Source organism: Rhizobium sp. 862_C5_N1_2 (genome assembly GCF_051811205.1).
Lineage (GTDB): Bacteria > Pseudomonadota > Alphaproteobacteria > Rhizobiales > Rhizobiaceae > Rhizobium > Rhizobium leguminosarum.
On sequence record NZ_JBPWPT010000001.1, the window covers coordinates 1,899,247 to 1,924,132 of the forward strand.

A 24,886-nucleotide genomic window follows, 5' to 3' on the forward strand; every position below is an offset into this window, starting at 1 on the left:
CAAGGGAGACATTCAAGCCGGAGCGGTCCGGCTGCTTCTTATTGGGCGCTCGTATCCCACCAGAGCGGCAGCTGGTAGCCGTAGAGCGGCACCGTATCGGGATGGCCGATGCGTTTGCTGCGCGCCACCCATTGCTGCCCCATATGATAGAGCGGCAGCACGTAATGGCTGGACAGCAGCAGCCGGTCGTAGGAGCGCACCGCCGCGGTGAAATCCTCGGCCGAGCGCGCCCGGAGCAGGTGATCGATCAACGCATCGAGATCGGGGTCCGCAGCGCCGGCGAAGCTGTCGCTGCCCTCGCGGGTCTTCGCGGCCGAAGACCAGCGGCCGAGCTGTTCGTTTCCAGGCGATAGCGAGGACGTGTAGGACTTCATGATCATGTCGAAGTCGAAGCTGTTCGTCCGGCTCTGATACTGCGAATCGTCGACCGTGCGGATCGAAGCGGCAATGCCGATCGTCTGCAGCGAACGCTGATAGGCGACAGCAAGTTTCTCCTGGTCAGCATTCTGCGTCATGATCTCGAAGGCGAGCTGGCGGCCGGAGGCATCGAGCATCTTGCCGCCCTGGATCGTGTAGCCGCCCTGTTTCAGCTGCTCGACGGCCTGTTTCAGCACATTGCGGTCGCGGCCGGAGCCGTCGGTGACCGGCAGCTTGTAGGTGCCGTCGAGAATCTCCGGCGCAATTTTGTCCTTGATCGGCCCGAGCAGGGCAAGCTCGGCCGCATTGGCGGGAACCCCGAAACTTGACAGCTCGGAATTCTGCCAGAAGCTCTGGGTGCGTTTGTAGGCGCCGGAATAGAGGTTCTTGTTGGCCCATTCGAAATCGAACACCAGCGACAGGCCTTCGCGCACCTTGGGATCGGCAAAGATCGGTCGGCGCGTGTTGAACACGAAGCCGAGCATGCCGCTCGGCAGTTTCGGCGTGAACACGTCCTTGACCACAGCCCCCGAGGTGACGGCGGGGAAATTATAGGCATTGGCCCAATGACCGGGATTGCCGTCGGGATAGATGTCGACATCGCCCTTCTTGAAGGCCTCGAACAGCGTCGTATCCTGCAGGAAATACTGGACGGTGATCTGGTCGTAATTGTCGGTGCCGACCTTGGCGGGAATGTCCTTGCCCCAGTAGTTCGGATCGCGCTCATAGGTGATGCTCTCGCCGGGCTTCACCGTCTTCACCTTGTAGGGACCGGAGCCGACCGGCGGCGTCAGCGACGAACGGTCGAAGGTTTCGGGGTCGATCGCATGTTTCGGCAGCACCGGGAAGAGACCGAAGATCAATGGCGTCTCCCGGTCGGCCTTGTCGTTGAAGGTGAAACGCACACTGCGCTCGCCGACCTTTTCCATCTTGGCGACGACGTTGAGGCGGTTGGCGAAGGGCACGCGGCCCTTGTCGCGCATCAGCTCGAAGGTGAACATCACATCCTCGGGCGTCACCGGCTGGCCATCGGCCCATTTCGCCTTCGGATTGAGGTCGAATTGAATGAAGCTCCGGTCGTCGTCCCATTCGACCGTTTCGGCGAGCAGGCCGTAGAGCGTGAAGGGCTCGTCCCTGGAGCGCTGCATCAGCGATTCGTAGACGAGATTGCCGTAGTCCGGATCCCACATGCCGCGCGCCGTCGTGCGCATGCTCTTCAGGATGAACGGATTGAGGCTGTCGAAGGTGCCGACCACGCCATAGGTGATCTTGCCGCCCTTTTTCACGTCGGGATTGACGTAAGGGAAGTGTTTGTAATCGGCCGGCAAAGCCGGCTCGCCATGCATCGCGATGCCATGCAGCGGCTCGGCGGCGACGGTGCCGCACAGCAGCGAGAGGACGAGGGGGACGACGATCCGGAGCATTCGGCAATCCTTGATCCGTGAAAACGGGCATGATTCACCGCGGAGATTATCATGGGGTCGACCGATTCCAACACGGAGCGGCGATTTCTTTGGCATCGCGACGAAATGCACCTCAAATTGCCAAAGAAATGCTGGATATCTTGAACGCTGCGATGTAACAGGTGAACCCGAAGTTTCGGGGTCATGCATTTGCCTTATTTTTTTAAGAGGTGGAGTGCCGAACGACCCGATGGTTGGGGCGGCAAGACGCTGCCCCGAACGGATATCAGGAGACGGAATTCGTTATGATGTTCAAGTCTGAAAAGAAAATGCGGGCAGCACTGTCCGTTCTGGCGGTGGTGTTCGGCGCTTCGGCTCCGGTCTCCTCCTTCGCACAGGATGCGGCGGCGCAGGCTCCGGCCGATGCCCCGGCACAGGCCGCAGGAGCGCCGAAGCTCGGCTGGTACAAGACCTGCAGCAAGCAGGAAGACAACGACATCTGTGTTGTCCAGAACCTGATCCTCGCCAATGGCGGCCAGCTCGTTACGGCCGTCGGCCTGATCTCGGTTTCCGGCAAGATCAACCGCAAGCTCCTGCAGGTCTCGGTTCCCACGGCACGCCTCGTTCCTCCCGGCGTCATCATGCAGATCGACGGCGGCAAGGGCCAGAAGCTCGACTACGCTGTCTGCCTGCCAGACAAGTGCACCGCCGAAATTCCGCTGACCGACGCGATGATCGCCAGCCTCAAGAAGGGCAGCGACGTGATCTTCACCTCGATCAACTTCCGCCGCGCTCCGAACCCGATCAAGATTTCGCTTGAAGGCTTCACTGGCGCGTATGACGGCGAACCAGTTTCCGAATCCAAGCTTGCCGAAAGCCAGCGCAGCCTGCAGGACAGCATGCAGAAGAAGGCCGAGGAAGCCCGCAAGAAACTGGAAGACGCCCAGAAGGCAGCCAAGGCGCAGTAATCCTGCCGCCATCACTAAACAGAAACCCGGCTTTGCGCCGGGTTTTTTGTTGCGCAAAGAAAAGGCCTCGCCGGGAGAAGCGAGGCCTTGATTCAACGATCGGCACGACTGAGTTAGTGGGCGAAGCTCATCTTGGGTTTGAACTGCCCTGACGGGGCCTGATCGAAAATCTGGTAGATCTGTGGGTTGCGAAGCGGCATGCCGCTTTCGTCGTTCATCAGGTTCTGCTCGGAGACGTAGGCGACATATTCGCTTTCGTCATTTTCAGCGAGCAGGTGATAGAAGGGCTGGTCCCTGCTCGGGCGCACCTCGGCCGGAATGGAATTCCACCACTCCTCCGTATTCGCGAACTCCGGATCAACGTCAAAGATGACGCCGCGAAACGGAAATACCTTGTGCCGAACCACTTCGCCAATACTGAACTTTGCTATTCTTTCTTTCATGGTACGACTTCCTTTCATCACCAAATTTGGTGATTGGTGTCGCGCAAATCAAGATTTTTGCGCGAGTTCGTCACATGAACGTCATATCCTCCTAGTGGCGTCCATGACCTGGGAGGCGAAAGCCCCGGCGAGCCGGGACTTTCTGTGTTCAGAGCCCGATCAGGCCGAATAATACATGTCGTATTCGACCGGATGCGGCGTCATTTCGAAACGCATCACCTCGGCCATCTTCAGCTCGATGAAGGCATCGATCTGATCGTCGTCGAAGACGCCGCCGGCTGTCAGGAACTTGCGGTCCTTGTCGAGGCTTTCGAGCGCTTCGCGCAACGAGCCGCAGACGGTCGGGATCTTCTTCAATTCCTTCGGCGGCAGGTCGTAGAGATCCTTATCCATGGCCTTGCCGGGATGGATCTTGTTCTTGATGCCGTCGAGGCCGGCCATCAGCATGGCGGCGAAGGCGAGATAGGGGTTGGCAGTCGGATCCGGGAAGCGGACTTCGACGCGCTTGGCCTTCGGGTTGGAGCCGAACGGAATGCGGCAGGAGGCCGAACGGTTGCGGGCCGAATAGGCGAGCAGCACAGGTGCTTCGTAACCCGGGACAAGACGCTTGTAGGAGTTCGTCGACGGATTGGTGAAGGCGTTGATCGCCTTGGCATGCTTGATGATGCCGCCGATATAGAACAGGCAGCTCTCGGAGAGGCCAGCATATTCGTCGCCGGCAAAGGTCGGCTTGCCGCCCTTCCAGATCGACTGGTGCACATGCATGCCCGAGCCGTTGTCGCCGAAGATCGGCTTCGGCATGAAGGTCGCCGTCTTGCCATAGGCGTTGGCTACCTGGTGCACGACATATTTGTAGATCTGCATCTTGTCGGCGTTGCGCACCAGCGTATCGAACTTGATGCCGAGTTCGTGCTGGGCGGCAGCGACTTCATGGTGATGCTTTTCGACGACGACGCCCATCTCGGAGAGCACCGTCAGCATTTCCGAACGCATGTCCTGGGCGCTGTCGACAGGGGGAACCGGGAAATACCCGCCCTTGACGCGCGGGCGATGGCCGAGGTTGCCGGTCTCGTAATCGGTGTCGTCATTCGACGGCAGTTCGGTCGAATCGAGCTTGAAGCCGGTGTTATAAGGATCGGCCTTATACTTGACGTCGTCGAAGACGAAGAATTCGGCTTCCGGGCCGACGAAGACCGTATCGCCGATGCCGGATGCCTTGAGATAGGCTTCGGCCTTCTTGGCGGTGCCGCGCGGATCGCGGTTATAGGCCTCGCCGGAGACCGGATCGAGGATGTCGCAGACGATGACCATGGTCGACTGGGCGAAGAACGGGTCCATATGCACCGTTTCGGTGTCGGGCATCAGCACCATGTCGGACTCGTTGATGGCTTTCCAGCCGCCGATCGAGGAGCCATCGAACATCACGCCGTCAGCGAACATGTCTTCATCGACGCAGACAACGTCCATCGTCACATGCTGCAGCTTGCCCTTCGGGTCGGTGAAACGCAGATCGACGAACTTTACGTCGTTCTCCTTGATCTGCTTCAGAATTTCGCTTGCGGTCGCCATTAATGAGTTTCCTCCGATTTGCGATGACGGTCTAGGTCGGCGATGACGGTAACGGACTTTGCGCGATTGGCAAAGTGGTCAGATGGCATCAATGCCGGTCTCGCCGGTGCGGATGCGGATAACCTCTTCGATATTGGAGACGAAGATCTTTCCGTCGCCGATGCGGCCGGTCTGCGCCGCCTTGCGGATCGCATCGATGACGGCCTCCGCGTTCTCGTCGGCCAGTACGACCTCGACTTTGACCTTCGGCAGGAAATCGACGACGTATTCAGCTCCGCGGTAGAGTTCCGTGTGGCCCTTCTGACGGCCGAAACCCTTGGCTTCCGTGACCGTGATACCCTGCAGGCCAACTTCCTGAAGGGCTTCCTTCACTTCGTCCAGCTTGAAAGGCTTAATGATCGCTTCGATCTTTTTCATGAGAAAATGTCTCTCCGCTTCTCTTGTTATGGCAGGAATTTTCCCGCTCGCCGGATATGATGCAGATATCGTGCCAGTTTGAAATCCATCTTATCGAAAAAAGTCGTCGATTCTGCCAAAACCGGCGCGTTTGCGGGGAATTCCATGTCGTTTTGGTGCCGGAATAGGTGGAAAAACATTGTCTCCGATCAAAATCACATCCGGAACGGAAAAAGTCAGGTATTTTCGCAACTGCGAATACACATCTCGAGGAGATGAAAATATAGGCAAATGCTTAAATTGCGTCCTTCTCTTTGGTGTTTCAGGCGGTTGTTTTTTAGGCGTTTTTTGATTGAATAGGGTGATGATCAAACATCTGTCCGACCTTCTTCTCACGCCTGCCGAAATGGCCGCCGTCGATGCGGCCGCTGCCGCATCCGGCATCGACTCCTTCGGCCTGATGGAGAGGGCAGGCGCCGCGGTCGCGGCCGCTGCTCTGCGCCTTCATCCCGGAGCGTTGCGCTTCGTCGTACTCTGCGGACCCGGCAACAATGGCGGCGACGCCTATGTCGCAGCACGTCATCTGCATGAGAGCGGGGCGAGGGTGGCGCTCTTCCACCTCGGCGATCCCTCCAGGCTGAAGGGCGATGCCGCCCGTGCCCAAGCCGGTTGCGTGCTCCAGGGGCAAAACCTCGACCTCTATCGGCCCGAAACCGGCGACGTCGTCATCGATGGCCTGTTCGGGGCGGGGCTTGGCCGCGAGGTGCCGGCCGATGTGCGCGCGCTGATCGGCCGCGTCACCGAGACCGCTATTCCCGTGCTGGCCATCGATCTGCCCTCCGGCCTCGACGGCCGCACCGGCAAGGTGCTGGGGGCTGCCTTCCGGGCCTGCAATACCATCACCTTCATGACCCGCAAGCCCGGCCATCTCCTGATGCCGGGCAGGGAGCTTTGCGGTGAATTGGAGGTCTTCGATATCGGCATTCCCGCCCGCATCATCCGCGCTGAGGCGGGCGGTGTCATCGCCGAGAACACGCCGGACGCCTGGAAGCGTGCGCTGCCGGCCGAGCAGCTGGAAACCCACAAATACAAGCGCGGTCATCTGGTCGTCTTCTCAGGCGCGGCCGACAAGACGGGTGCCGCGCGCATGTCGGCAATCTCGGGCCTGAAGGCCGGCGCCGGCCTGGTGACGATCGCCGCCCCCCGCGCGGCCATGGCCGCCAATGCCGCACATCTGACCGCCGTCATGCTGCATGCCATCGACGACGAGGCCGACCTCGGCGACTGGCTCTCCGACAAGCGGCTGCAAACCTTCGTCCTCGGCCCCGGTTTCGGCATCGGCGCCAGGGCGCGCGGCTTCGTCTCGGCCCTTGCCGATCGCCATCTGGTGCTCGATGCCGACGGCATCTCCTCGTTCAAGGACGATCCGCAACAGCTGTTTGATCTTTTCCGGGGTGAGCCGCGTCTGGTGCTGACGCCGCACGAAGGCGAATTCGCGCGGCTCTTTCCCGATATCGGCGGCGACGAGGGGCTCGGCAAGGTGGACAAGGCCTTGGCCGCCGCCCGCCGCGCCAATGCTGCGATAATTTACAAAGGCGCCGATACCGTCATCGCCGCGCCTGATGGACGGGCGCTCATCAATACCAACGCTCCCGTCTGGCTTGCCACCGCCGGTTCCGGCGACGTGCTTGCCGGCATCATCGGCGGATTGCTCGCCCAGGGCCTGCCGGCCTTCGAGGCAGCGGCTGCCGGCGTCTGGCTGCATGGCGAGGCAGGTCAACGCGCCGGCAAGGGGCTGACGGCGGAGGAGCTTGCAGCCCGTGTATTGCCGCTTTAGAGCACCGTGCGTCCTTTCGGACGCGCAAAGGACGCTCTAACTCTTTTAATCCTCGCATCGTGCTTTCCGGCAATCGATTCCGATTTTCGGGCCGATGCGCGTGCGCCTCCGCATGGGCCAGGATTAGGAGCGCGGACGCCGCGGATCCGGCCATCTGGCGGATCTGCGCGCTGCGGGCTTCCGGCACCTCGAACGCGGAAGCAATCCGCATCGTCACCCGACCTGTGTGGCCGGGCGCAGGCTGGGTTGTTTTACAATTGCAAATGCGGCCAGGGTGTTCTGTCGCGGATTTCGCAGAAACGGGAATGGGCAGGTCCGTCCTTCGTTGGACGAGGGCGGGTTGAGCCCTATGTCGGCTGAATAACGGCCATTGTCGTCGCGCTCCTTGCGTGGCATCTTCCCGGCGGAGGATTCCACCTCTCGTTGACGGGCTTTCCGTTTTTTACTGCGTAAGTCTGTCTTCTCGACGGAGGCTCGAATGAGTATTGGCCTGATCGCCCTTCTTGATGATATCGCGGCATTGGCCAAGGTGGCTGCGGCGTCGCTCGACGATATTGCCGGCCAGGCTGCCAAGGCAGGCGCGAAAGCGGCTGGTGTCGTCATTGATGATGCGGCAGTCACACCCCGCTACGTCACCGGATTTTCGGCAGCACGCGAATTGCCGATCATCGGCAAGATCACGCTCGGCTCGCTGAAGAACAAGCTTCTGATCCTGCTTCCGGCAGCACTGATCCTGAGCCTTGTCGCACCGCAGGCGATCACGCCGCTGCTGATGATCGGCGGGCTTTATCTCTGCTACGAGGGTGTGGAAAAAGTCTACGAACTGGTGATGCCGCATGCAGCCCATGCCCATGAATCGGCACTCGAGACGACAAGCCTCGATGCCAAATCGCTAGAAGACGAGAAGGTTGCCGGCGCAATCAAGACGGATTTCATCCTGTCGGCCGAAATCATGGCGATTACGCTCGCTGCGGTGCCGTCAGGCAGCATGTTCACGCAGGCCCTCATCCTTGCCGTCGTTGGACTGGGGATCACGATCATGGTCTATGGCGGCGTGGCGCTTATCGTGAAGGCCGATGATCTGGGTCTGATGCTGGCGCGTCTGCAGACGGCATCTCCAATGGGCGCCTTCTTGCGTTCGATCGGGAAGGGGCTTGTCACGGGCATGCCTTATTTTCTGAAAGTGCTCGGCATCGTCGGAACGGCGGCCATGATCTGGGTCGGCGGCGGCATCATCGTTCATGGCCTCGAAGCCTATGGCATCAGCGGACTTGCGCATCTGATCCATGATGCCGGCGAGGCGACGGCGCATGCAGTTCCCGTTCTGGCATCAGTGCTGCGCTGGATCGTCGAGGCCGCAGGCGCGGGCATCGTCGGTATCGTCGTCGGCTTGATCGCAATTCCGGTCACAGGCTACGCCGTCTCGCCGATATGGCGGTACCTCAAATCGCTCCTGCCGCGCCGGCGAAAAGAGGCGCTGGCGGACGGGAAAAAATAAAGCCAGAGTCCGTCGACGAGCAAGGCGTCATATCCAGCCTCATGGAATGCGTGACCGACGATGTGATACCCACAATGTCACGATCCCTGTTGTGACTATCCAGCCTCGCCTATTTCGCTAGCGCCTGCTGCAGGGCGATTGCCCCATGCGGCGCATTGACCTTGCCCTCATGGATCATGAAGGCGAAGACGTCGCGCGGCTCGGTCTTCACTTTGCGATCGCCATCGATCAGCGGCAGGTCATCAGGAACCTTGCCCTCGGCCCAGGTCTTGAGCCGGTCTGCCCAGGCCTTCATGTCCTTTTCCGGATAGCAGGTCGCAATATCGTCCGAGCCCTTCTGCAGCCGCGCATAGACGAAATCGGCGGTCACGTCGGCGATCATCGGATATTCGAAATGTTCGGCGCAAACCGGCGCCACGCCGTATTTCGAAAGCAGCGCCACGAACTCCGACACCTTGAAGGAATCGTGCCGTACCTCGACCACGTGGCGGAGCGTCAGCCCGTCCTGTTTTGCCGGCAGCAGCTTCAGGAAGGCTTCGAAATCGTCTGCATCGAACCTCTTCGTCGGCGCGAACTGCCAGAGCAGCGGCCCGAGATGATCGCCGAGTTCGCTGATGCCCGATGACAGAAATCGCTCCATCGATTCACCGGCTTCGGCAAGCACCCGCCGATTGGTGACGAAACGTGTCGCCTTCAGCGAAAAGATGAACCCGTCGGGCACGTCCGCCGCCCATTTGGCAAAGACCGCAGGCTTTTGCGTGCTGTAATAGGTGCCGTTGACCTCGATGACCTTCAGCTGGCGGCTGGCGTAATTCAGCTCGTCCTTCTGTTTCAGGTCATCGGGAAAGAAATGCCCGCGCCAGGGCTCGAAGGTCCAGCCGCCGATGCCGGTGCGGATAGTGCCGGATTTCGTCATGTTGTCCTCCCCATTCGCAGCCGCTCAGGCCGCATCGATCTCTTTGGTCATATCGACGAGCGTCCATCCTGGCCGATATGGGCTCGGCCGGCGACCCGTTTCCTGAAACCCGAAGGCGCTGTAGAGAGCGATGTTCCGCTCCATCCGCGCATTGGTGTAGAGCCGGATCTCCGGCACGGCCCATTCCCGCGCCTTGCCCTCCAGCCAGCGCAGCATCGCCACTCCATGCCCGGCACCCTGAAAGGCCGGCGAGACCGCGATGCTGAACAGCATCAGGTGATCGGCATGCCGCTCGACGACCACCAGGCCGGCCGTTTGCCCGCCGATCTCGCGCAGCCAGACCTCGCCGCGTTGGATCCGCGGCGCGTAATCCTCCCTCACCGGGATCGGCGGAGCGCCGAACAACTCGGTATAGGGCCGATAGGCGGCGGTTGTCAGCATCGCGATCGTTTCCAGATCATCGGGCGACGCTGGCCTCATCGTCATTCCGCCGCAACCGCCTTCTTCACCGGCCGTCGCTCCAGCAATTCCTTCAGGAAGTGCCCGGTATAGGACCGCTTCTCCTTGACGATCGCCTCCGGCGTTCCGGTCGCGACGATCTCACCGCCGCCGTCGCCGCCTTCGGGGCCGAAATCGAGCACCCAGTCGGCCGTCTTGATGACTTCGAGATTGTGCTCGATCACCACCACCGAGTTACCCTGGTTGACCAGTTCGTGCAGCATTTCGAGCAATTTGGCGACGTCGTGGAAATGCAGGCCGGTCGTCGGTTCATCGAGAATGTAGAGCGTGCGCCCCGTCGAGCGTTTTGACAGCTCCTTGGCAAGCTTGACACGCTGCGCTTCCCCGCCGGAGAGCGTATTCGCCTGTTGGCCGACCTTGATGTAACCGAGGCCGACATCCTTCAGCGATTGCAGCTTGTCGCGCACCGCAGGCACTGCCGCGAAGAAATCGACGCCTTCCTCCACCGTCATGTCGAGCACCTCGGCGATCGACTTCTGCTTGAAGGTAACATCGAGCGTCTCTCTGTTATAGCGCTTGCCATGGCAGACGTCGCAGGTGACGTAGACATCGGGCAGGAAGTGCATCTCGATCTTGATGACGCCGTCGCCCTGGCAGGCCTCGCAGCGTCCGCCCTTGACGTTGAAGGAGAAACGGCCCGGCTGGTAGCCGCGTGCCTTGGCCTCCGGCAGACCGGCGAACCAGTCTCGGATCGGCGTGAAGGCGCCAGTATAGGTCGCCGGGTTCGAGCGCGGCGTGCGGCCGATCGGCGACTGGTCGATATCGATCACCTTGTCGATATGCTCGAAGCCGTCGATGCGGTCGTGATCGGCCGGATTTTCACGCGCGCCCATGACGCGGCGTGCCGCCGATTTATAGAGCGTCTCGATCAGGAAGGTGGATTTGCCGCCGCCGGAAACGCCGGTCACCGCCGTGAAGACACCGAGCGGGATCGACGCCGTAACGTTCTTCAGATTGTTGCCTCGCGCCCCGACCACCTTGATCTCGCGGCCCTTCTTCGGCTTGCGGCGCTCGTCGGGAACGGGAACGCCGAGTTCGCCGGAGAGATATTTGCCGGTCAGCGAATTCGGACTGTCCATGATATCCTGCGGCGTACCATGGGCGATGACCTGACCGCCGTGAATGCCGGCCGCCGGGCCGATATCGACGACGTCGTCGGCCGACAAGATCGCATCCTCGTCATGTTCGACGACAATGACGGTGTTGCCGATGTCGCGCAGGTGCTTCAGCGTGTCGAGCAGCCGGGCATTGTCGCGCTGATGCAGGCCGATCGACGGTTCGTCGAGCACGTAAAGCACGCCCGTCAGCCCGGAGCCGATCTGCGAGGCGAGCCGGATACGCTGGCTCTCGCCGCCCGACAGCGTGCCGGAATTGCGCGAAAGGCTGAGATATTCCAGTCCGACATCGTTGAGGAAGCGCAGCCGGTCGCGGATCTCCTTGAGGATGCGCACGGCGATCTCGTTCTGCTTGGCATTGAAGCTTGCCGGCAGTGTCTCGAACCAGTCGCGGGCGACGCGGATCGACATACCCGTCACTTCGCCGATATGCAGCGTGTCGATCTTCACCGCCAGGGCCTCCGGCTTCAGGCGGAAGCCGTTGCAGGCCGGGCAGGGGGCCGCCGACATGAAGCGCTCGATGTCTTCGCGCGCCCAGGCGGAATCGGTCTCTTTCCAGCGGCGCTCGAGATTGGTGATGATGCCCTCGAAATTCTTCTGGGTCGTATAGGAGCGGGCGCCGTCGGCGTAGTGGAATTCGATCTTGTCGTTGGTGCCGTTGAGGATGACGTCCTTGGCCTCATCGGAAAGATCGTTCCAGCGAGTGCCGAGCTTGAAGCCGTAATGTTTGCCGAGTGCTTCCAGCGTCTGATTGTAATAGGGCGAGGTCGACTTGGCCCAGGGTGCGATCGCCCCGTCGCGCAGCGTCCGCTCGGGCTCGGGCACGATCAGATCCGGATCGATCTTCTGCTGGGCGCCGAGGCCGTCGCAGGTCGGGCAGGCGCCGAACGGGTTGTTGAAGGAGAACAGCCTGGGTTCGATCTCGGGAATGGTGAAGCCAGAGACTGGGCAGGCGAACTTCTCCGAAAACAGCACGCGTTCATGCGTCTCGTTCAGCGACTTGTTGGCGGATCCGCCGGCTGACGTCTCTTCCGGCGGCAGCGGCTTGTCGGCGAATTCGGCGACCGCCAGCCCGTCGGCGAGCTTCAGGCAGGTTTCCAGGCTGTCGGCTAGGCGCGCCGAGACATCCGAGCGCACGACGATGCGGTCGACCACCACGTCGATGTCGTGCTTGTATTTCTTGTCGAGCACCGGCGCTTCGGCGATCTCGTAGAACTGGCCGTCGACCTTGACGCGCTGGAAGCCCTTCTTCATCAGCTCGGCCAGTTCCTTCTTGTATTCGCCCTTGCGGCCGCGCACGAGCGGCGCAAGAATATAAAGACGGGTGCCTTCGCCGAAGTCGAGGATGCGGTCGACCATCTGGCTGACGGTCTGGCTCTCGATCGGCAGGCCGGTCGCCGGCGAATAGGGAACACCGACGCGGGCAAAGAGCAGGCGCATGTAGTCGTAGATCTCGGTGACGGTGCCGACCGTCGAGCGCGGGTTGCGCGAGGTGGTCTTCTGCTCGATCGAGATCGCCGGCGACAGCCCGTCGATCTGGTCGACATCCGGCTTCTGCATCATTTCGAGGAACTGGCGGGCATAGGCCGACAGGCTCTCGACATAGCGCCGCTGGCCCTCGGCATAGATCGTGTCGAAGGCGAGCGAGGATTTGCCGGAACCCGACAGCCCGGTCATGACGATCAGCTTGTTACGCGGCAGATCGAGATCGATGCTCTTGAGATTATGCTCGCGCGCGCCGCGGATGGAGATCGTCTTCAGTTCGCTCATCGTCTCTGCTTTGGTTTTCTGGATGACAGCCCTTATTTAGTGATGCCGACGGGCGAGTCGAGGCTGAATATCCGCAAGGGCTCAAGGTTTTCGATTCTGTTGACAGGATCATACGGATAAACTAGAACAAATAAAGAACAAAATTCCTGATGAATGCATGCGGCTTTCTGATGGGATAAACATGTGGATTAAATGCCGCCCATGCGCATCGGCGGTCCGTGATGGTTTAAGGTGCGCCGATCGATTAAACGCCGCCGGGCAGGGCGGCAGGCAGGGTGAGAAGTATGGCTGGTAGCGTGAATAAGGTAATTCTGGTTGGAAACGTCGGTGCAGACCCCGAAATCCGCCGCACTCAGGATGGCCGGCCGATCGCCAATCTTCGTATCGCGACCTCGGAGACCTGGCGCGATCGCAATTCCGGCGAGCGCCGTGAGAAGACCGAATGGCACACTGTCGTCGTCTTCAACGAGGGCCTCTGCAAGGTCGTCGAGCAATATGTGAAGAAGGGCGCCAAGCTCTATATCGAAGGCCAGCTGCAGACCCGCAAGTGGCAGGACCAGCAGGGCCAGGATCGTTACAGCACGGAAGTGGTGCTGCAGGGGTTTGGTTCGACGCTGACGATGCTCGACGGCCGTGGTGAAGGCGGCGGCGCGAGCGGCGGCCGTGGCAGTGCCGCTGGCGGCAATGATTATGGCGACGACTACGGCGCCCCGGCTCCCTCCTCATCGCCGAGCCGCAGCGGTGGCGGCGGTGGCAACTTCTCGCGGGATCTCGACGACGATATCCCGTTCTGATCGATAGCCTTTGCTGGCTTTGTGAAAGAGGTGAGAGAGCATGATGCCTTGGATGGCGTCATGCTCTTTTTCTTTGATCTCGCGGCAAATGCTTCAGACCACATCCGCCTGAATGATCTCGCACCATTTTGAGGAATTTCTCAATGAGCTGCCACATCTTTAAGAAAGCTTCCGGTACGCGCCTCCGACTTTGGTTGGACGAGGCCCCGCCGTCGATGGATTCAACTCGATGCTATCTGTGGGAGAGTAAAGTTTTCGCCAGCGGAGAAGGCACTCCTCATCGGAAGAGTGTTGCTGCGGAAATAGCTCGGCCGGTTGGAGGCCTAACTGTATATGGTCTGCTGTCAGTCACCCTGGATCAGTCCATTAAAACGCAAGGTCTGCAGGTGAATGTCCCAATTGAACGTACCAAAGGAGAGAGTTGGTCCCTATCACTTGCTCCAAGTTACGACAAAGTGCTTACCGGATTTGCCGCGGAATACATGCCGGGCCTTTTCAAGGGGATAGAGGATCTTAGTGAGGGTGCATTACCTAGTTTTGGAATTCTCTCTTTTGATCGCATGGCACATTCGGACATAGGTTCGTCGATAGATATTTTTCGCGAGTTGACGAGAGCTATCGTGCGCGCTTTGGCTATGGAGCAGGTTCCTGAAACGCCGGATGAGGCGTTCGCACTTCTCGAAGTTTAGATTGGAGGGCGCTCAAGTTTTTTCAGTGCGGCGTCGCGCTGATGAGATTGAGCGCCGATTTTGCGCCGTCGACGACGAATTGTGCGGCAAGGGCGGCGAGGATGACGCCGAGAAGCCGTGTGAGGATCGCCCGGCCGGTGACGCCGAGGAAACGGTCCAGCCGTTCGGCGACGAGCAGCATGAGGAAGGTCAGCAACAGATTGGCGGCAAGGACGCCGATCAGCTGCGCCTTTCCGACGGATGTCGCCAGCGTGCCGGCAAGCAGGATCGTCGCCGAGATCGCGCCCGGGCCGGCGATCAGCGGCAAGGCGAGGGGAAAGACGGCGATATTCTCGATGTGATCCTTGGTGATCGCCACCTCGGTCGCCTTCTCCTTGCGGTCCTGGCGCTTTTCGAACACCATCTCGAAGGCGATCCAGAACAGCAGCAGCCCGCCGGCGATGCGGAAGGCGCCGATCGAAATCCCGAGCACGCTGAGCACGCCGGCGCCGAACAGAGCGAAGACGGCGAGGATGATGAAGGCGATGGTCGAGCCACGCAGCGCCACCTGCGTGCGCTCACTGCGGCTCATGCCTGTCGTCAGCCCCAGAAAGATCGGTGCGAGCCCCGGCGGATCGATGGTGACGAGAAGCGTCGTGAAGGCGTTGATCAATTGGTCGGCGCTTGCCATCGGCTCTCCGGAACCCCATATGAGTGCGTGGTTTTTATGATTGTGAAGCGGGGATTCCGATTTGGCAAATATCCCGCAGCGGCCCGCGGCGGATTTGTCCGGTCCGGCCGCGCAACTTGCATGTTTTACCGTCTTTAAGCCGCAAAAGCCTGTTCAAAACGCGCTGTGAAATTGGCGCGGGAACAGGCTTTCCGCTATAAATCTTCAAGTGATTCTAGAAGAGATCGTGATCTGTTTTGACTGAGCAAACACCCCCCGGCGGCGGGAAGCTCCCGCCAGGCATCGAGCCCATCTCCATCATGGAGGAAATGCAGCGGTCGTATCTCGATTACGCCATGAGCGTCATCGTCAGCCGCGCGCTGCCCGACGTGCGCGACGGCCTGAAGCCCGTGCACCGGCGCATCCTCTACGGCATGTCCGAGCTCGGCATCGACTGGAACAAGAAATACGTCAAGTGCGCCCGCGTCACCGGTGACGTGATGGGTAAATTCCATCCGCACGGCAATTCCGCAATCTATGATGCGCTCGCCCGCATGGCGCAGCCCTGGTCGCTGCGGCTGCCGCTGATTGACGGTCAGGGCAATTTCGGTTCGGTCGATGGTGATCCGCCGGCGGCCGAACGTTATACCGAATGCCGCCTCGAAAAGGCTGCCCACTCGCTGCTCGACGATCTCGACAAGGAAACCGTCGATTTCCGCGACAACTACGACGGCACGCTCTCCGAGCCGGTCGTGGTGCCCGCCAAGTTCCCGAACCTGCTCGTCAACGGCGCCGGCGGCATCGCCGTCGGCATGGCGACCAACATCCCGCCGCACAATCTGTCGGAAGTTATCGACGGCTGCATCGCGCTGATCGACGATCCGGCAATCGAGCTGCCGGAACTGATCCAGATCATTCCCGGCCCCGATTTCCCCACGGGCGCGAAGATCCTCGGTCGTGCCGGCATCCGCTCGGCTTATGAGACCGGCCGCGGCTCCGTCATCATGCGCGGCGTAGCCGCCATCGAGCCGATGCGCGGTGACCGCGAGCAGATCATCATCACCGAGATTCCCTATCAGGTGAACAAGGCGACGATGATCGAGAAGATGGCCGAGCTGGTGCGCGACAAGCGCATCGAAGGCATCTCCGACCTGCGCGACGAATCCGACCGCCAGGGTTATCGCGTTGTCGTCGAGCTGAAGCGCGATGCCAATGCCGAAGTCATCCTCAACCAGCTTTATCGTTATACGCCGCTGCAGACGTCCTTCGGCTGCAACATGGTGGCGCTGAACGGCGGCAAGCCCGAACAGCTGACGCTGCTCGACATGCTTCGCGCTTTTGTCTCGTTCCGCGAAGAAGTCGTTAGCCGGAGAACGAAATTCCTGCTGCGCAAGGCGCGTGACCGCGCCCATGTGTTGGTCGGTCTCGCCATTGCCGTCGCCAATATCGACGAGGTCATCCGCGTCATCCGCCAGGCGCCCGATCCGCAGTCGGCCCGCGAAGAGTTGATGACCCGCCGCTGGCCGGCGGCAGATGTCGAAAGCCTGATCCGCCTGATCGACGATCCGCGCCATCGCATCAATGACGACCTGACCTACAACCTCTCCGAAGAGCAGGCCCGCGCCATCCTCGAACTGCGCCTGGCCCGCCTGACGGCTCTTGGTCGCGACGAAATCGGCGATGAACTCAACAAGATCGGCGAGGAAATCAAGGACTACCTCGATATTCTCTCCTCACGCGTCCGCATCCAGACCATCGTCAAGGACGAACTTCTCGCCGTCCGGGACGAGTTCGGCACGCCGCGCCGCACCGAGATCGTCGATGGCGGCCTTGAAATGGACGACGAGGATCTGATCGCCCGCGAAGACATGGTCGTCACCGTCTCGCATCTCGGCTATATCAAGCGCGTGCCGCTCACCACTTATCGCGCCCAGCGCCGTGGCGGCAAAGGTCGCTCCGGCATGACCACCCGCGACGAGGATTTTGTTAGCCGGCTATTCGTCGTCAATACCCATACGCCGGTTCTGTTCTTCTCCTCGCGCGGCATCGTCTACAAGGAGAAGGTCTGGCGCCTGCCGATCGGCACGCCGACCTCGCGCGGCAAGGCGCTGATCAACATGCTGCCGCTCGCACCCGGCGAGCGTATCACCACCATCCTGCCATTGCCTGAGGACGAGACGAGCTGGGACAATCTCGACGTCATGTTCTCGACGACGCGCGGCACGGTTCGCCGTAACAAGCTGTCGGATTTCGTCCAGGTCAACCGCAACGGCAAGATCGCCATGAAGCTCGAGGAGGAGGGCGACGAAATCCTCTCCGTCGAGACCTGCACCGAAGATGACGACGTGCTGCTGACGACGGCGCTCGGCCAGTGCATCCGCTTCTCCGTCGACGACGTCCGGGTCTTTGCCGGCCGCAACTCGATCGGCGTACGCGGCATCACGCTTGCCGGCGGCGACCGCATCATCTCGATGACCATCGTGCGCCATGTCAATGCCGAACCTTGGGAGCGTGCTGCCTATCTCAAGCGCGCCGCCAACGACAGGCGCCTGACGACGGGCGAGGCCGAGGAGATCGCGTTGGTTGGCGAGGAAGTCACCGAGGAGGGACAGCTGAGCGACGAGCGTTACGAAGAGCTGAAGCAGCTGGAGCAGTTCGTCCTGACCGTCTCCGAAAAGGGCTTCGGCAAGCGTTCGTCCTCCTACGACTTCCGCATCTCCGGCCGCGGCGGCAAGGGTATCCGCGCCACCGATACGTCGAAAACAGGCGAGATCGGCGAACTGGTGGCGGCTTTCCCGGTCGATGACGGCGACCAGATCATGCTGGTCTCCGATGGCGGCCAGCTGATCCGCGTGCCGGTCGGCGGTATCCGCATCGCCAGCCGCGCCACCAAGGGCGTCACCATCTTCTCGACGGCCAAGGACGAAAAGGTCGTCTCGGTCGAACGCATCAGCGAGCCGGAGGAGGATGAGACGGAAGAGACTGTCGAGGTCGCCGAAGGTACTGCTGCTGCAATCGAGGAAGGTGCTGCCGACGAAGGTGGCGGCGACGAGGCGCCGATTGCCGATGGCGATCCGGCCGGGCCAGCCGAGGAATGATCAGATGAACGGGGCGGCTTCGAGCCGCCCTTTTCTTTTCAGACGCCCTTTTTCTCAAATCCGAGGCGGATTGAGATCACGCCCAAAGAAAAAAGCCGGACGCTGGGTGCATCCGGCTTTGAATGGCCCTGGCGACGGAAGGGTGCCGCTCAAGGGTGGGAAGAGGAGAGAAGGAACGTCAGAACGCTCTATGTTTTTCGTTCAGAGCCTTCACCTCTTCGCCTTCGCGCCGTAGCGCTGAAATCGTCGAGGCCACAGACACGATGAACATCACGCTGATGAGGGCGGTGAGCACTGTCAAGATCGTGAACATAGGCATTCCTTTCCTGGGGAGTTGCGTTCTCGCCCCTCAGTACTGGCCCAGCACGGCCGTCCGGGCCGAAGCATAGGGACCATAAACCTTGGATGTTTCGACCTTCTGATCATAGAGAGCGACAGTTGCGGTCAGCATGCCCGTGACCATTACCATCCAGAGCACGTTAATCATCGTAATCTTACCGGGCATCTTTAGTCCTTCCTGCCGCGCTAATCGCATCTATGGGGTCGGTTGAATGAACGCATCCGTTTGAAAATGGTTCCGCCGGATGTTGAGGGGTGTTTATCAATGGCGATCTGAAGCCTCCTTGAATGTCTCGTTCATCTGGCGTTCAGATTCGAAGTCCGTTTTCGCGCAGCCGGCCTTGGGCGCGCACGATTGCCGCATGTTCGGCAAGCTCTGGCCGCACCCAGTTCACCTCGTATCGATCGGCGAAATAGCCATAGGCCATCTCGGCGGCGAGGGAGAAAACGACGGCAACTGCAACGAGCACGATCAGCATGGACCTGGTCTTTCGGGGAGCGCCTGATGCCGGAATGGCATCGGCTGCGTGAATGACAAGAATTAAGCAGATCGCATCTGAAACGGCCTTGAACGGACCATTCATCCGCCGTTTAACCGCCCGACGCATAACGTCCTTTCCGTGCCTGAAAAGACGCGCGGCGCTCTAGCCGGAGCTGGGTAAATCACTTGCGAGAAGGCGTCATCCGTGACAAAAGGCGTCAAACCAACGGCCGGACCACATGACGACAGCTTTTTATCCGGGGTCCTTCGACCCGATCACCAATGGGCATGTGGATGTTCTGGTCCAGGCGCTGAACGTCGCCGAAAAGGTGATCGTCGCGATCGGCATCCATCCCGGCAAGGCGCCGCTCTTCTCCTTTGAAGAGAGAGCCGAGCTGATCCGCCGGTCTCTGGCGCAAGCGCTGCCTGGCAAGACCGGCGATATCACCGTCGTCGCCTTCGACAATCTGGTCGTGGATGCCGCCCGCACCCATGGCGCCACGCTGTTGATCCGCGGTCTTCGCGACGGCACCGATCTCGATTACGAAATGCAGATGGCCGGCATGAACCGGACGATGGCGCCCGATCTCCAGACGATCTTTTTGCCGGCGGGTACGGCCTCGCGGCCCATTACCGCCACATTGGTCCGCCAGATCGCCGCCATGGGCGGCGATGTCAGCGCTTTCGTGCCGGCCGCCGTTTTGCAAGCCCTCACATCCAAGCGCCCAAACTAGTAAGAACAAAGACTAGCAAGCGCAAAGACCAGGCGGAACCCGCCGCAATGGAGCTCATATGAAACTCTTCTATCTCGCATTTGCCGGCGTGTTGTACCTCGCCTCCTTCGCGGGGGATGCCTTCGCCCAGTCGGCCGATCATTATCTCACCGTCCAGCTGAAGAACGGCCCTGTCGTCATCCAGCTCATGCCTGAGGTGGCGCCGAAGCATGTCGCCCAGATCGAGGCGCTGGCCAAGAAGGGCGAATACGACAACGTCGCCTTCCACCGCGTCATCGACGGCTTCATGGCCCAGACCGGCGACGTCAAATACGGCAATATGGAAAAGGGCTTCGATGCGAGCCTCGCCGGCACCGGCTCCTCGGATATGCCGGATATTCCGGCCGAATTCTCCAAGACCCCGTTCGTGCGCGGCACGGTCGGCATGGCTCGCTCGCAGGATCCGAATTCCGCCAATTCGCAGTTCTTCATTATGTTCGCCGACGGCTCTTTCCTGAACGGCCAGTACACCGTCGTCGGCAAGGTCGTCTCCGGCATGGAGAACGTCGACAAGATCAAGCGCGGCGAAGGCCAGAACGGCGAAGTTAAAAGCCCCGACCGGATGATCAAGGTCACCCTGGGCAAGAAGTAAGTTAAGAGAGAAAACTAGAGGAGAAGATAATGGCCGAGATCAAGGATCCCGAAAACACCGTCATTCTGGAAACCACGAAGGGCAAGGTTGTCATTCAGCTTTTGCCGCAGGTCGCCCCGGAGCATGTCGCCCGCATCAAGGAACTGGCCCGCGAGAAGGCCTATGACGGCGTGGTCTTCCACCGCGTCATCCAGGATTTCATGGCCCAGACGGGCGACGTCGAATTCGGCAAGAAGGGCTCGGAAACCTTCAATCCCGGCCGCGCCGGCATGGGCGGCTCGTCGAAGCCGGATCTGAAGGCCGAATTCTCCGCGACCACGCATACGCGCGGCACCTGCTCGATGGCCCGTTCGCAGAACCCGAACTCGGCCAATTCGCAGTTCTTCATCTGCTTCACTGACGCGCCCTGGCTGAACAAGCAGTATTCTGTCTGGGGTCAGGTCATCGAAGGCATGGACAACGTCGACAAGATCAAGCGCGGCGAGCCGGTTTCCGATCCGGATTCGATCGTCTCCATGCGGGTTGCCGCCGACGTCTGATTGTGATTTCTGCTGAAACCCGCCCTTGCGTGTCAACCGCGCGGGGGCGGGTTTCGCTTTGCCTGAAAGTGCCCTGATGCGCGTAGACCTTTTCGACTTCGATCTGCCGGATGAACGCATTGCGTTACGGCCCGCCGAGCCGCGCGACAGCGCGCGCCTGCTCGTCGTCGATCCGAGTTCGGAAAACCACCTGTCGGATCATCGCGTCGGCGATCTCACGTCCTTCCTGCAGGCTGGCGACGCGCTGGTTTTCAACGACACCAAGGTCATTCCCGCCCAGCTCGAGGGTATCCGCCATCGCGACGGCGCCGGTGGCCAGCAGGTGTCTGCCACGCTGCACATGCGCATCGGCCCCAACCGCTGGAAGGCCTTCGCCAAGCCGGGCAAGCGCATCAAACAGGACGACCGCATCTCCTTCGGCCATTCCGGCGAAAGCTGCTTCCTCGGCTCGCTCGATGCCACTGTCGAGGAGAAGGGCGAGGCCGGCGAAGTGACGCTGCTGTTCGATCTCTCCGGCCCGGCGCTCGACGAGGCGATCGCCGCCGTCGGCCATATCCCGCTGCCGCCTTATATCGCCGCCAAGCGCCCCGAGGACGAACGCGACCGCGCGGACTATCAGACGATCTATGCTCGCGAGGAGGGCGCCGTTGCTGCACCCACCGCCGGCCTGCACTTCACGCCTGGCCTGTTCGAGGCGCTTGATAGGGCCGGCATCGAACGCCATTTCGTCACGCTGCATGTCGGCGCCGGCACCTTCCTGCCCGTCAAGGCTGATGATACCGCCGATCACCGGATGCATCTGGAAAGCGGTACCGTCAGCGCTGCGACGGCTGCACGGCTGAACGCCGTCAAGGCGAACGGCGGGCGCATCGTCTGCGTCGGCACGACCTCACTGCGTCTCATCGAAAGTGCAGCGGAAGAGAGCGGCGAAATCCGCGCCTGGAGTGGCGCCACGGGCATTTTCATCACGCCGGGTTACCGCTTCAAGGCTGTCGACATGCTGATGACCAATTTCCACCTGCCGCGCTCGACGCTCTTCATGCTGGTCTCGGCCTTTTCAGGCCTCGATACCATGCGCGCCGCCTATGACCACGCCATCCAGACGGGTTACCGCTTCTATTCCTATGGCGATGCCAGCCTTCTCTTCCGGAAAGACTAGATGACCGAGACCTTCCAATTCACCCTTGACAAGACCGATGCCGGCGCCCGCCTCGGCCAGATTTCCATGCCGCGCGGCGAGATCCGCACGCCGGCCTTCATGCCGGTCGGCACCGTCGGCACTGTTAAGGCCATGTATCTAGACCAGGTGCGCGAGACCGGCGCCGACATCATTCTCGGCAATACCTATCACCTGATGCTGCGCCCGACGGCCGAGCGCGTCGCCCGCCTTGGCGGCCTGCATAAGCTGATCCGCTGGGAACATCCTATCCTGACGGACTCTGGCGGTTTCCAGGTCATGTCGCTGTCGGGCCTGCGCAAGCTCGACGAACAGGGCGTCACCTTCAAGTCGCATGTCGACGGCAGCCTGCATCACATGTCGCCGGAGCGCTCCATAGAAATTCAGGGGTTGCTCGGTTCCGATATCCAGATGCAGCTCGATGAATGCGTGGCGCTGCCGGCCGAGTCGAAAGAGATCGAGCGCGCCATGGAAATGTCGCTGCGCTGGGCCGAACGCTGCAGGGTCGCCTTCGGCGAGCAGCCCGGGAAGGCGATGTTCGGCATCGTCCAGGGCGGCGACATTCCAGCACTGCGCATCCGCTCGGCCGAGGCGTTGAGCCAGCTCGACCTCAAGGGCTATGCGATCGGCGGACTTGCCGTCGGCGAGCCGCAGGACGTCATGCTGCAGATGCTGGAGACGACACTGCCGGTACTCCCCAGCGAAAAGCCGCGTTACCTCATGGGCGTCGGTACGCCTGACGATATCCTGAAATCGGTTGCGCGTGGCATCGACATGTTCGACTGCGTCATGCCGACCCGCTCCGGCCGCCATGGCCTGGCCTTCACCCGCCGCGGCAAGGTCAATATCCGCAATGCCCGCCATGCCGAAGATATGCGCCCGCTCGACGAACAGTCGAACTGCCCGGCCTCACGCGACTATTCGCGTGCCTATCTGCACCATCTCGTGCGCTCCAACGAAGCGCTCGGCGGCATGCTGCTCTCCTGGCACAATCTCGCTTATTACCAGGAACTGATGCAGGGCATCCGTAAAGCGATCGCCGAAAGCCGCTTCGCCGATTTCATGGCGGAAACACAGGAGGAATGGGCGAGGGGTGATCTCCAACCCGTTTAGATACCCTTGCTGTCCGCGTCCGGCACGATCTGCACGCCGTTGATCCTGTAGCTGCCGTCCGGCTGGCGCATGATCTGGTAGATCGCCGTCCAGTCCTTGCCGTCGCGGCCTGAGATCAGCACCTCGTGATAGATCAGCGCGCCGTCGTCGATCGAGCGGCTGCGACCGAAGGCGTAGTTGCCGGGATGATAGACCGGCTCGTAGCTCTTCTTCACCATGGCGAAGAACAGGTTCTTGTCGGGATACATCGCCTTGATGCCGGGGGCGGCGAAGGAATAGGCGGTCTCGGCATCGTCCTTGAGGAAGGCCTTGATCTGTTCCTCGATCATCGTCCGCGTCGTGTCGATCGGATCTTCGGCGCTGGCCGATACGGGGGAGAGGGCGGATGCGGCACACAGGATGAGAACTGCGAAGAAGGCGCGCATGGATTGATCTCCGGCTCCGTCAGGGAAACGATCCCCCGACGGGCAGAAGTGTAGGCGATTTCTGGCGCAAGAAAAGCGGACTTTACGACCAGCGCCGGAAGAGGGCGCTGGCATTCACCCCGCCGAAGCCGAAACCGTTGGTTATCGCGTAGTCCATCGCCAGCGGCCGCGCTGTCTTGCCGACGATATCGATGCCGTCGGCGGCCGGATCCGCATGTTCCAGGTTGCGGGTCGGCGGCGCGATCTGGTCGCGCAGCGCAAGGATGGTGAAGATCGCTTCCAGCCCGCCGGCGGCGCCAAGCAGGTGGCCGGTCGCCGATTTCGTCGCGCTGACGGCAATGCCGCTATTGCGGCCGAACACCGTGCCGATCGCCGCGATCTCGCCCCTGTCACCGACCGGTGTCGAGGTCGCATGTGCGTTCAGATGCCTGACCTCCGAAGCCGGGATCTTCGCCTGCTTGAGTGCTGCCTCCATCGCCCGGCGGGCGCCGTTGCCGTCTTCGGGGCCTGAGGTCATGTGGTAGGCGTCCGCCGTCGTGCCGTAGCCGACGAGTTCAGCGAGCGGCGTCGCGCCGCGGGCAAGCGCATGCTCCAGTGTTTCGATGACCAGGATGCCGGCGCCTTCGCCCATGACGAAACCGTCGCGCGCCGTATCGAAGGGGCGTGATGCCAGCTCCGGCGTCTCGTTGAAACCGGTGGAAAGCGCACGCGCAGCGGCAAAGCCACCGAGGCTCACCTTGTCGATGCAGGCCTCGGCACCGCCGCAGATCGCCACATCCGCTTCGCCGGAGCGGATCAGCCGCGCCGCATCGCCGATCGCCTGGACGCTGGCCGCACACGCCGTCACCGGAGCGCCGAGCGGCCCCTTGAAGCCGTAGCGGATGCTGACCTGGCCGGCGGCAAGGTTGACGAGGAAGGACGGCACCGTAAAGGGCGACAGCCGCCGCACGCCGCGCGTTTCGCCGATCCGCACCGCTTCGGCGATCGCCGGAAAGCCGCCGACGCCCGAAGCGATGATCGTTGCCGTGCGTTCACGCTCGCCTTCGTCGGTCGGCATCCAGCCGGCCTGCTTTACCGCTTCTTCCGTCGCCGCCATGGCGAAGTGGATGAAGCGGTCCATCTTCTTCTGGTCCTTCGGCGTGATGTAACGGTCCGGATCGAAGCCAGCCTCTGCATCCTCAGCGATGTCGGGAACGATACCACCTACCTTGGCCGAGAGGTCGCCGACGATATCCTCCGCCAGCACCCTCAGCCCGGAACCGCCGTCGAGAAGGCGCTTCCAGGCGGGCTCGACGCCGGTCCCGAGTGGCGAGACAAGTCCCATGCCGGTGACAACGATGCGATCCATTGTATTTTCCTCCGACAG

General features: G+C 61.2%; 24 protein-coding genes. 11 read left to right on the top strand and 13 right to left on the bottom strand.

Annotation, left to right across the window (positions count from 1 at the left end):
* Nucleotides 1-38 precede the first annotated feature (38 nt).
* Nucleotides 39-1,841, bottom strand: coding sequence for an extracellular solute-binding protein (locus ACD590_RS09655; protein ID WP_130652380.1), 1,803 nt, complete (start codon nucleotides 1,839-1,841; stop codon nucleotides 39-41).
* A gap of 284 nt (nucleotides 1,842-2,125) precedes the next feature.
* On the opposite strand from ACD590_RS09655, the gene ACD590_RS09660 reads away from it, so the two are divergent.
* Complete coding sequence (locus ACD590_RS09660; RefSeq protein WP_017994059.1) at nucleotides 2,126-2,788, top strand: invasion associated locus B family protein; 663 nt, start codon at nucleotides 2,126-2,128, stop codon at nucleotides 2,786-2,788.
* A gap of 113 nt (nucleotides 2,789-2,901) precedes the next feature.
* Here the strand turns inward: ACD590_RS09660 and hspQ are convergent, their stop codons facing one another.
* From hspQ to ACD590_RS09675, 3 genes are all read right to left on the bottom strand, one after another.
* Nucleotides 2,902-3,231: a heat shock protein HspQ gene (hspQ, locus tag ACD590_RS09665; RefSeq protein WP_018242006.1), complete on the bottom strand. Its 330-nt coding sequence runs from the start codon at nucleotides 3,229-3,231 to the stop codon at nucleotides 2,902-2,904.
* Between the two features lie 159 nt (nucleotides 3,232-3,390).
* Nucleotides 3,391-4,800 (bottom strand): type I glutamate--ammonia ligase, encoded by a 1,410-nt coding sequence (gene glnA / locus ACD590_RS09670; protein WP_011651961.1) that lies wholly within the window; start codon nucleotides 4,798-4,800, stop codon nucleotides 3,391-3,393.
* A gap of 78 nt (nucleotides 4,801-4,878) precedes the next feature.
* Nucleotides 4,879-5,217 (bottom strand): P-II family nitrogen regulator, encoded by a 339-nt coding sequence (locus ACD590_RS09675; RefSeq protein ID WP_003579240.1) that lies wholly within the window; start codon nucleotides 5,215-5,217, stop codon nucleotides 4,879-4,881.
* 343 nt (nucleotides 5,218-5,560) lie between these two features.
* On the opposite strand from ACD590_RS09675, the gene ACD590_RS09680 reads away from it, so the two are divergent.
* The gene (locus ACD590_RS09680; protein ID WP_018242008.1) at nucleotides 5,561-7,033 is read left to right on the top strand and encodes a bifunctional ADP-dependent NAD(P)H-hydrate dehydratase/NAD(P)H-hydrate epimerase; all 1,473 of its coding nucleotides are present in this window, start codon (nucleotides 5,561-5,563) and stop codon (nucleotides 7,031-7,033) included.
* Nucleotides 7,034-7,511: 478 nt separating this feature from the next.
* The gene (locus ACD590_RS09685) at nucleotides 7,512-8,531 is read left to right on the top strand and encodes a DUF808 domain-containing protein (protein ID WP_018242009.1); all 1,020 of its coding nucleotides are present in this window, start codon (nucleotides 7,512-7,514) and stop codon (nucleotides 8,529-8,531) included.
* Nucleotides 8,532-8,640: 109 nt separating this feature from the next.
* Here the strand turns inward: ACD590_RS09685 and ACD590_RS09690 are convergent, their stop codons facing one another.
* Genes ACD590_RS09690 through uvrA form a run of 3 tightly spaced genes read right to left on the bottom strand, consistent with a single transcriptional unit; the run spans nucleotide 8,641 to nucleotide 12,851 of the window.
* Complete coding sequence (locus tag ACD590_RS09690) at nucleotides 8,641-9,447, bottom strand: DUF72 domain-containing protein (protein ID WP_130652381.1); 807 nt, start codon at nucleotides 9,445-9,447, stop codon at nucleotides 8,641-8,643.
* Nucleotides 9,448-9,471: 24 nt separating this feature from the next.
* Nucleotides 9,472-9,933 carry a GNAT family N-acetyltransferase gene (locus ACD590_RS09695; protein ID WP_018242011.1) on the bottom strand — a complete coding sequence of 154 codons (462 nt, stop codon included), beginning with the start codon at nucleotides 9,931-9,933 and terminating at the stop codon, nucleotides 9,472-9,474.
* Nucleotides 9,930-12,851, bottom strand: coding sequence for an excinuclease ABC subunit UvrA (gene uvrA / locus ACD590_RS09700; RefSeq protein ID WP_018242012.1), 2,922 nt, complete (start codon nucleotides 12,849-12,851; stop codon nucleotides 9,930-9,932). The genes ACD590_RS09695 and uvrA overlap by 4 nt, the downstream gene beginning before the upstream one ends.
* A gap of 284 nt (nucleotides 12,852-13,135) precedes the next feature.
* On the opposite strand from uvrA, the gene ACD590_RS09705 reads away from it, so the two are divergent.
* Nucleotides 13,136-13,645, top strand: a complete 510-nt coding sequence (locus tag ACD590_RS09705) for a single-stranded DNA-binding protein (protein ID WP_439002488.1) — start codon at nucleotides 13,136-13,138, stop codon at nucleotides 13,643-13,645.
* 143 nt (nucleotides 13,646-13,788) lie between these two features.
* Nucleotides 13,789-14,334, top strand: coding sequence for a hypothetical protein (locus ACD590_RS09710; protein ID WP_168299540.1), 546 nt, complete (start codon nucleotides 13,789-13,791; stop codon nucleotides 14,332-14,334).
* A 22-nt stretch (nucleotides 14,335-14,356) separates the two neighbouring features.
* On the opposite strand, the gene ACD590_RS09715 is transcribed toward ACD590_RS09710, so the two are convergent.
* Nucleotides 14,357-15,004: a MarC family protein gene (locus ACD590_RS09715; protein WP_018242015.1), complete on the bottom strand. Its 648-nt coding sequence runs from the start codon at nucleotides 15,002-15,004 to the stop codon at nucleotides 14,357-14,359.
* A gap of 236 nt (nucleotides 15,005-15,240) precedes the next feature.
* Here ACD590_RS09715 and gyrA point away from each other — a divergent pair, with 236 nt between their 5' ends.
* The gene (gyrA, locus tag ACD590_RS09720) at nucleotides 15,241-18,081 is read left to right on the top strand and encodes a DNA gyrase subunit A (protein ID WP_026230525.1); all 2,841 of its coding nucleotides are present in this window, start codon (nucleotides 15,241-15,243) and stop codon (nucleotides 18,079-18,081) included.
* 178 nt (nucleotides 18,082-18,259) lie between these two features.
* Here gyrA and ACD590_RS09725 read toward each other — a convergent pair whose 3' ends face one another.
* From ACD590_RS09725 to ACD590_RS09735, 3 genes are all read right to left on the bottom strand, one after another.
* Nucleotides 18,260-18,394, bottom strand: coding sequence for a hypothetical protein (locus ACD590_RS09725; protein WP_018445350.1), 135 nt, complete (start codon nucleotides 18,392-18,394; stop codon nucleotides 18,260-18,262).
* A 36-nt stretch (nucleotides 18,395-18,430) separates the two neighbouring features.
* Nucleotides 18,431-18,586 carry a hypothetical protein gene (locus ACD590_RS09730; protein ID WP_164736875.1) on the bottom strand — a complete coding sequence of 52 codons (156 nt, stop codon included), beginning with the start codon at nucleotides 18,584-18,586 and terminating at the stop codon, nucleotides 18,431-18,433.
* 142 nt (nucleotides 18,587-18,728) lie between these two features.
* Entirely contained in the window at nucleotides 18,729-19,004 is a 276-nt protein-coding gene (locus ACD590_RS09735) for a hypothetical protein (RefSeq protein ID WP_439003523.1), read from the bottom strand.
* Between the two features lie 136 nt (nucleotides 19,005-19,140).
* On the opposite strand from ACD590_RS09735, the gene coaD reads away from it, so the two are divergent.
* The 5 genes from coaD to tgt all read left to right on the top strand — a co-directional run bounded on the left by coaD (nucleotide 19,141) and on the right by tgt (nucleotide 23,095).
* Complete coding sequence (gene coaD / locus ACD590_RS09740; RefSeq protein WP_018445348.1) at nucleotides 19,141-19,635, top strand: pantetheine-phosphate adenylyltransferase; 495 nt, start codon at nucleotides 19,141-19,143, stop codon at nucleotides 19,633-19,635.
* Nucleotides 19,636-19,693: 58 nt separating this feature from the next.
* The gene (locus tag ACD590_RS09745) at nucleotides 19,694-20,266 is read left to right on the top strand and encodes a peptidylprolyl isomerase (protein ID WP_113544178.1); all 573 of its coding nucleotides are present in this window, start codon (nucleotides 19,694-19,696) and stop codon (nucleotides 20,264-20,266) included.
* A gap of 29 nt (nucleotides 20,267-20,295) precedes the next feature.
* Nucleotides 20,296-20,805, top strand: a complete 510-nt coding sequence (locus ACD590_RS09750) for a peptidylprolyl isomerase (protein WP_003559389.1) — start codon at nucleotides 20,296-20,298, stop codon at nucleotides 20,803-20,805.
* 76 nt (nucleotides 20,806-20,881) lie between these two features.
* Nucleotides 20,882-21,964 carry a tRNA preQ1(34) S-adenosylmethionine ribosyltransferase-isomerase QueA gene (gene queA, locus ACD590_RS09755; protein WP_439002489.1) on the top strand — a complete coding sequence of 361 codons (1,083 nt, stop codon included), beginning with the start codon at nucleotides 20,882-20,884 and terminating at the stop codon, nucleotides 21,962-21,964.
* Nucleotides 21,965-23,095 (top strand): tRNA guanosine(34) transglycosylase Tgt, encoded by a 1,131-nt coding sequence (tgt, locus tag ACD590_RS09760; protein ID WP_427148113.1) that lies wholly within the window; start codon nucleotides 21,965-21,967, stop codon nucleotides 23,093-23,095.
* On the opposite strand, the gene ACD590_RS09765 is transcribed toward tgt, so the two are convergent.
* Entirely contained in the window at nucleotides 23,092-23,520 is a 429-nt protein-coding gene (locus ACD590_RS09765) for a DUF4864 domain-containing protein (RefSeq protein ID WP_439002490.1), read from the bottom strand. The genes tgt and ACD590_RS09765 overlap by 4 nt on opposite strands.
* Nucleotides 23,521-23,602: 82 nt before the next feature.
* A complete protein-coding gene (fabF, locus tag ACD590_RS09770; RefSeq protein WP_439002491.1) occupies nucleotides 23,603-24,868 on the bottom strand; it encodes a beta-ketoacyl-ACP synthase II in 1,266 nt (421 codons plus the stop codon).
* Between the last annotated feature and the right edge of the window lie 18 nt (nucleotides 24,869-24,886).

Coding starts and splice junctions, on each gene's coding strand:
- ACD590_RS09680 (WP_018242008.1), top strand. CDS start 5,561: ATGATCAAACATCTGTCCGACCTTCTTCTCACGCCTGCCGAAATGGCC.
- queA (WP_439002489.1), top strand. CDS start 20,882: ATGCGCGTAGACCTTTTCGACTTCGATCTGCCGGATGAACGCATTGCG.
- ACD590_RS09705 (WP_439002488.1), top strand. CDS start 13,136: ATGGCTGGTAGCGTGAATAAGGTAATTCTGGTTGGAAACGTCGGTGCA.
- ACD590_RS09675 (WP_003579240.1), bottom strand. CDS start 5,217: ATGAAAAAGATCGAAGCGATCATTAAGCCTTTCAAGCTGGACGAAGTG.
- ACD590_RS09745 (WP_113544178.1), top strand. CDS start 19,694: ATGAAACTCTTCTATCTCGCATTTGCCGGCGTGTTGTACCTCGCCTCC.
- ACD590_RS09715 (WP_018242015.1), bottom strand. CDS start 15,004: ATGGCAAGCGCCGACCAATTGATCAACGCCTTCACGACGCTTCTCGTC.
- ACD590_RS09690 (WP_130652381.1), bottom strand. CDS start 9,447: ATGACGAAATCCGGCACTATCCGCACCGGCATCGGCGGCTGGACCTTC.
- ACD590_RS09685 (WP_018242009.1), top strand. CDS start 7,512: ATGAGTATTGGCCTGATCGCCCTTCTTGATGATATCGCGGCATTGGCC.
- ACD590_RS09660 (WP_017994059.1), top strand. CDS start 2,126: ATGATGTTCAAGTCTGAAAAGAAAATGCGGGCAGCACTGTCCGTTCTG.
- coaD (WP_018445348.1), top strand. CDS start 19,141: ATGACGACAGCTTTTTATCCGGGGTCCTTCGACCCGATCACCAATGGG.
- ACD590_RS09710 (WP_168299540.1), top strand. CDS start 13,789: ATGAGCTGCCACATCTTTAAGAAAGCTTCCGGTACGCGCCTCCGACTT.
- glnA (WP_011651961.1), bottom strand. CDS start 4,800: ATGGCGACCGCAAGCGAAATTCTGAAGCAGATCAAGGAGAACGACGTA.
- fabF (WP_439002491.1), bottom strand. CDS start 24,868: ATGGATCGCATCGTTGTCACCGGCATGGGACTTGTCTCGCCACTCGGG.
- ACD590_RS09735 (WP_439003523.1), bottom strand. CDS start 19,004: ATGAATGGTCCGTTCAAGGCCGTTTCAGATGCGATCTGCTTAATTCTT.
- tgt (WP_427148113.1), top strand. CDS start 21,965: ATGACCGAGACCTTCCAATTCACCCTTGACAAGACCGATGCCGGCGCC.
- hspQ (WP_018242006.1), bottom strand. CDS start 3,231: ATGAAAGAAAGAATAGCAAAGTTCAGTATTGGCGAAGTGGTTCGGCAC.
- ACD590_RS09730 (WP_164736875.1), bottom strand. CDS start 18,586: ATGCCCGGTAAGATTACGATGATTAACGTGCTCTGGATGGTAATGGTC.
- ACD590_RS09750 (WP_003559389.1), top strand. CDS start 20,296: ATGGCCGAGATCAAGGATCCCGAAAACACCGTCATTCTGGAAACCACG.
- ACD590_RS09765 (WP_439002490.1), bottom strand. CDS start 23,520: ATGCGCGCCTTCTTCGCAGTTCTCATCCTGTGTGCCGCATCCGCCCTC.
- ACD590_RS09695 (WP_018242011.1), bottom strand. CDS start 9,933: ATGACGATGAGGCCAGCGTCGCCCGATGATCTGGAAACGATCGCGATG.
- ACD590_RS09725 (WP_018445350.1), bottom strand. CDS start 18,394: ATGTTCACGATCTTGACAGTGCTCACCGCCCTCATCAGCGTGATGTTC.
- uvrA (WP_018242012.1), bottom strand. CDS start 12,851: ATGAGCGAACTGAAGACGATCTCCATCCGCGGCGCGCGCGAGCATAAT.
- ACD590_RS09655 (WP_130652380.1), bottom strand. CDS start 1,841: ATGCTCCGGATCGTCGTCCCCCTCGTCCTCTCGCTGCTGTGCGGCACC.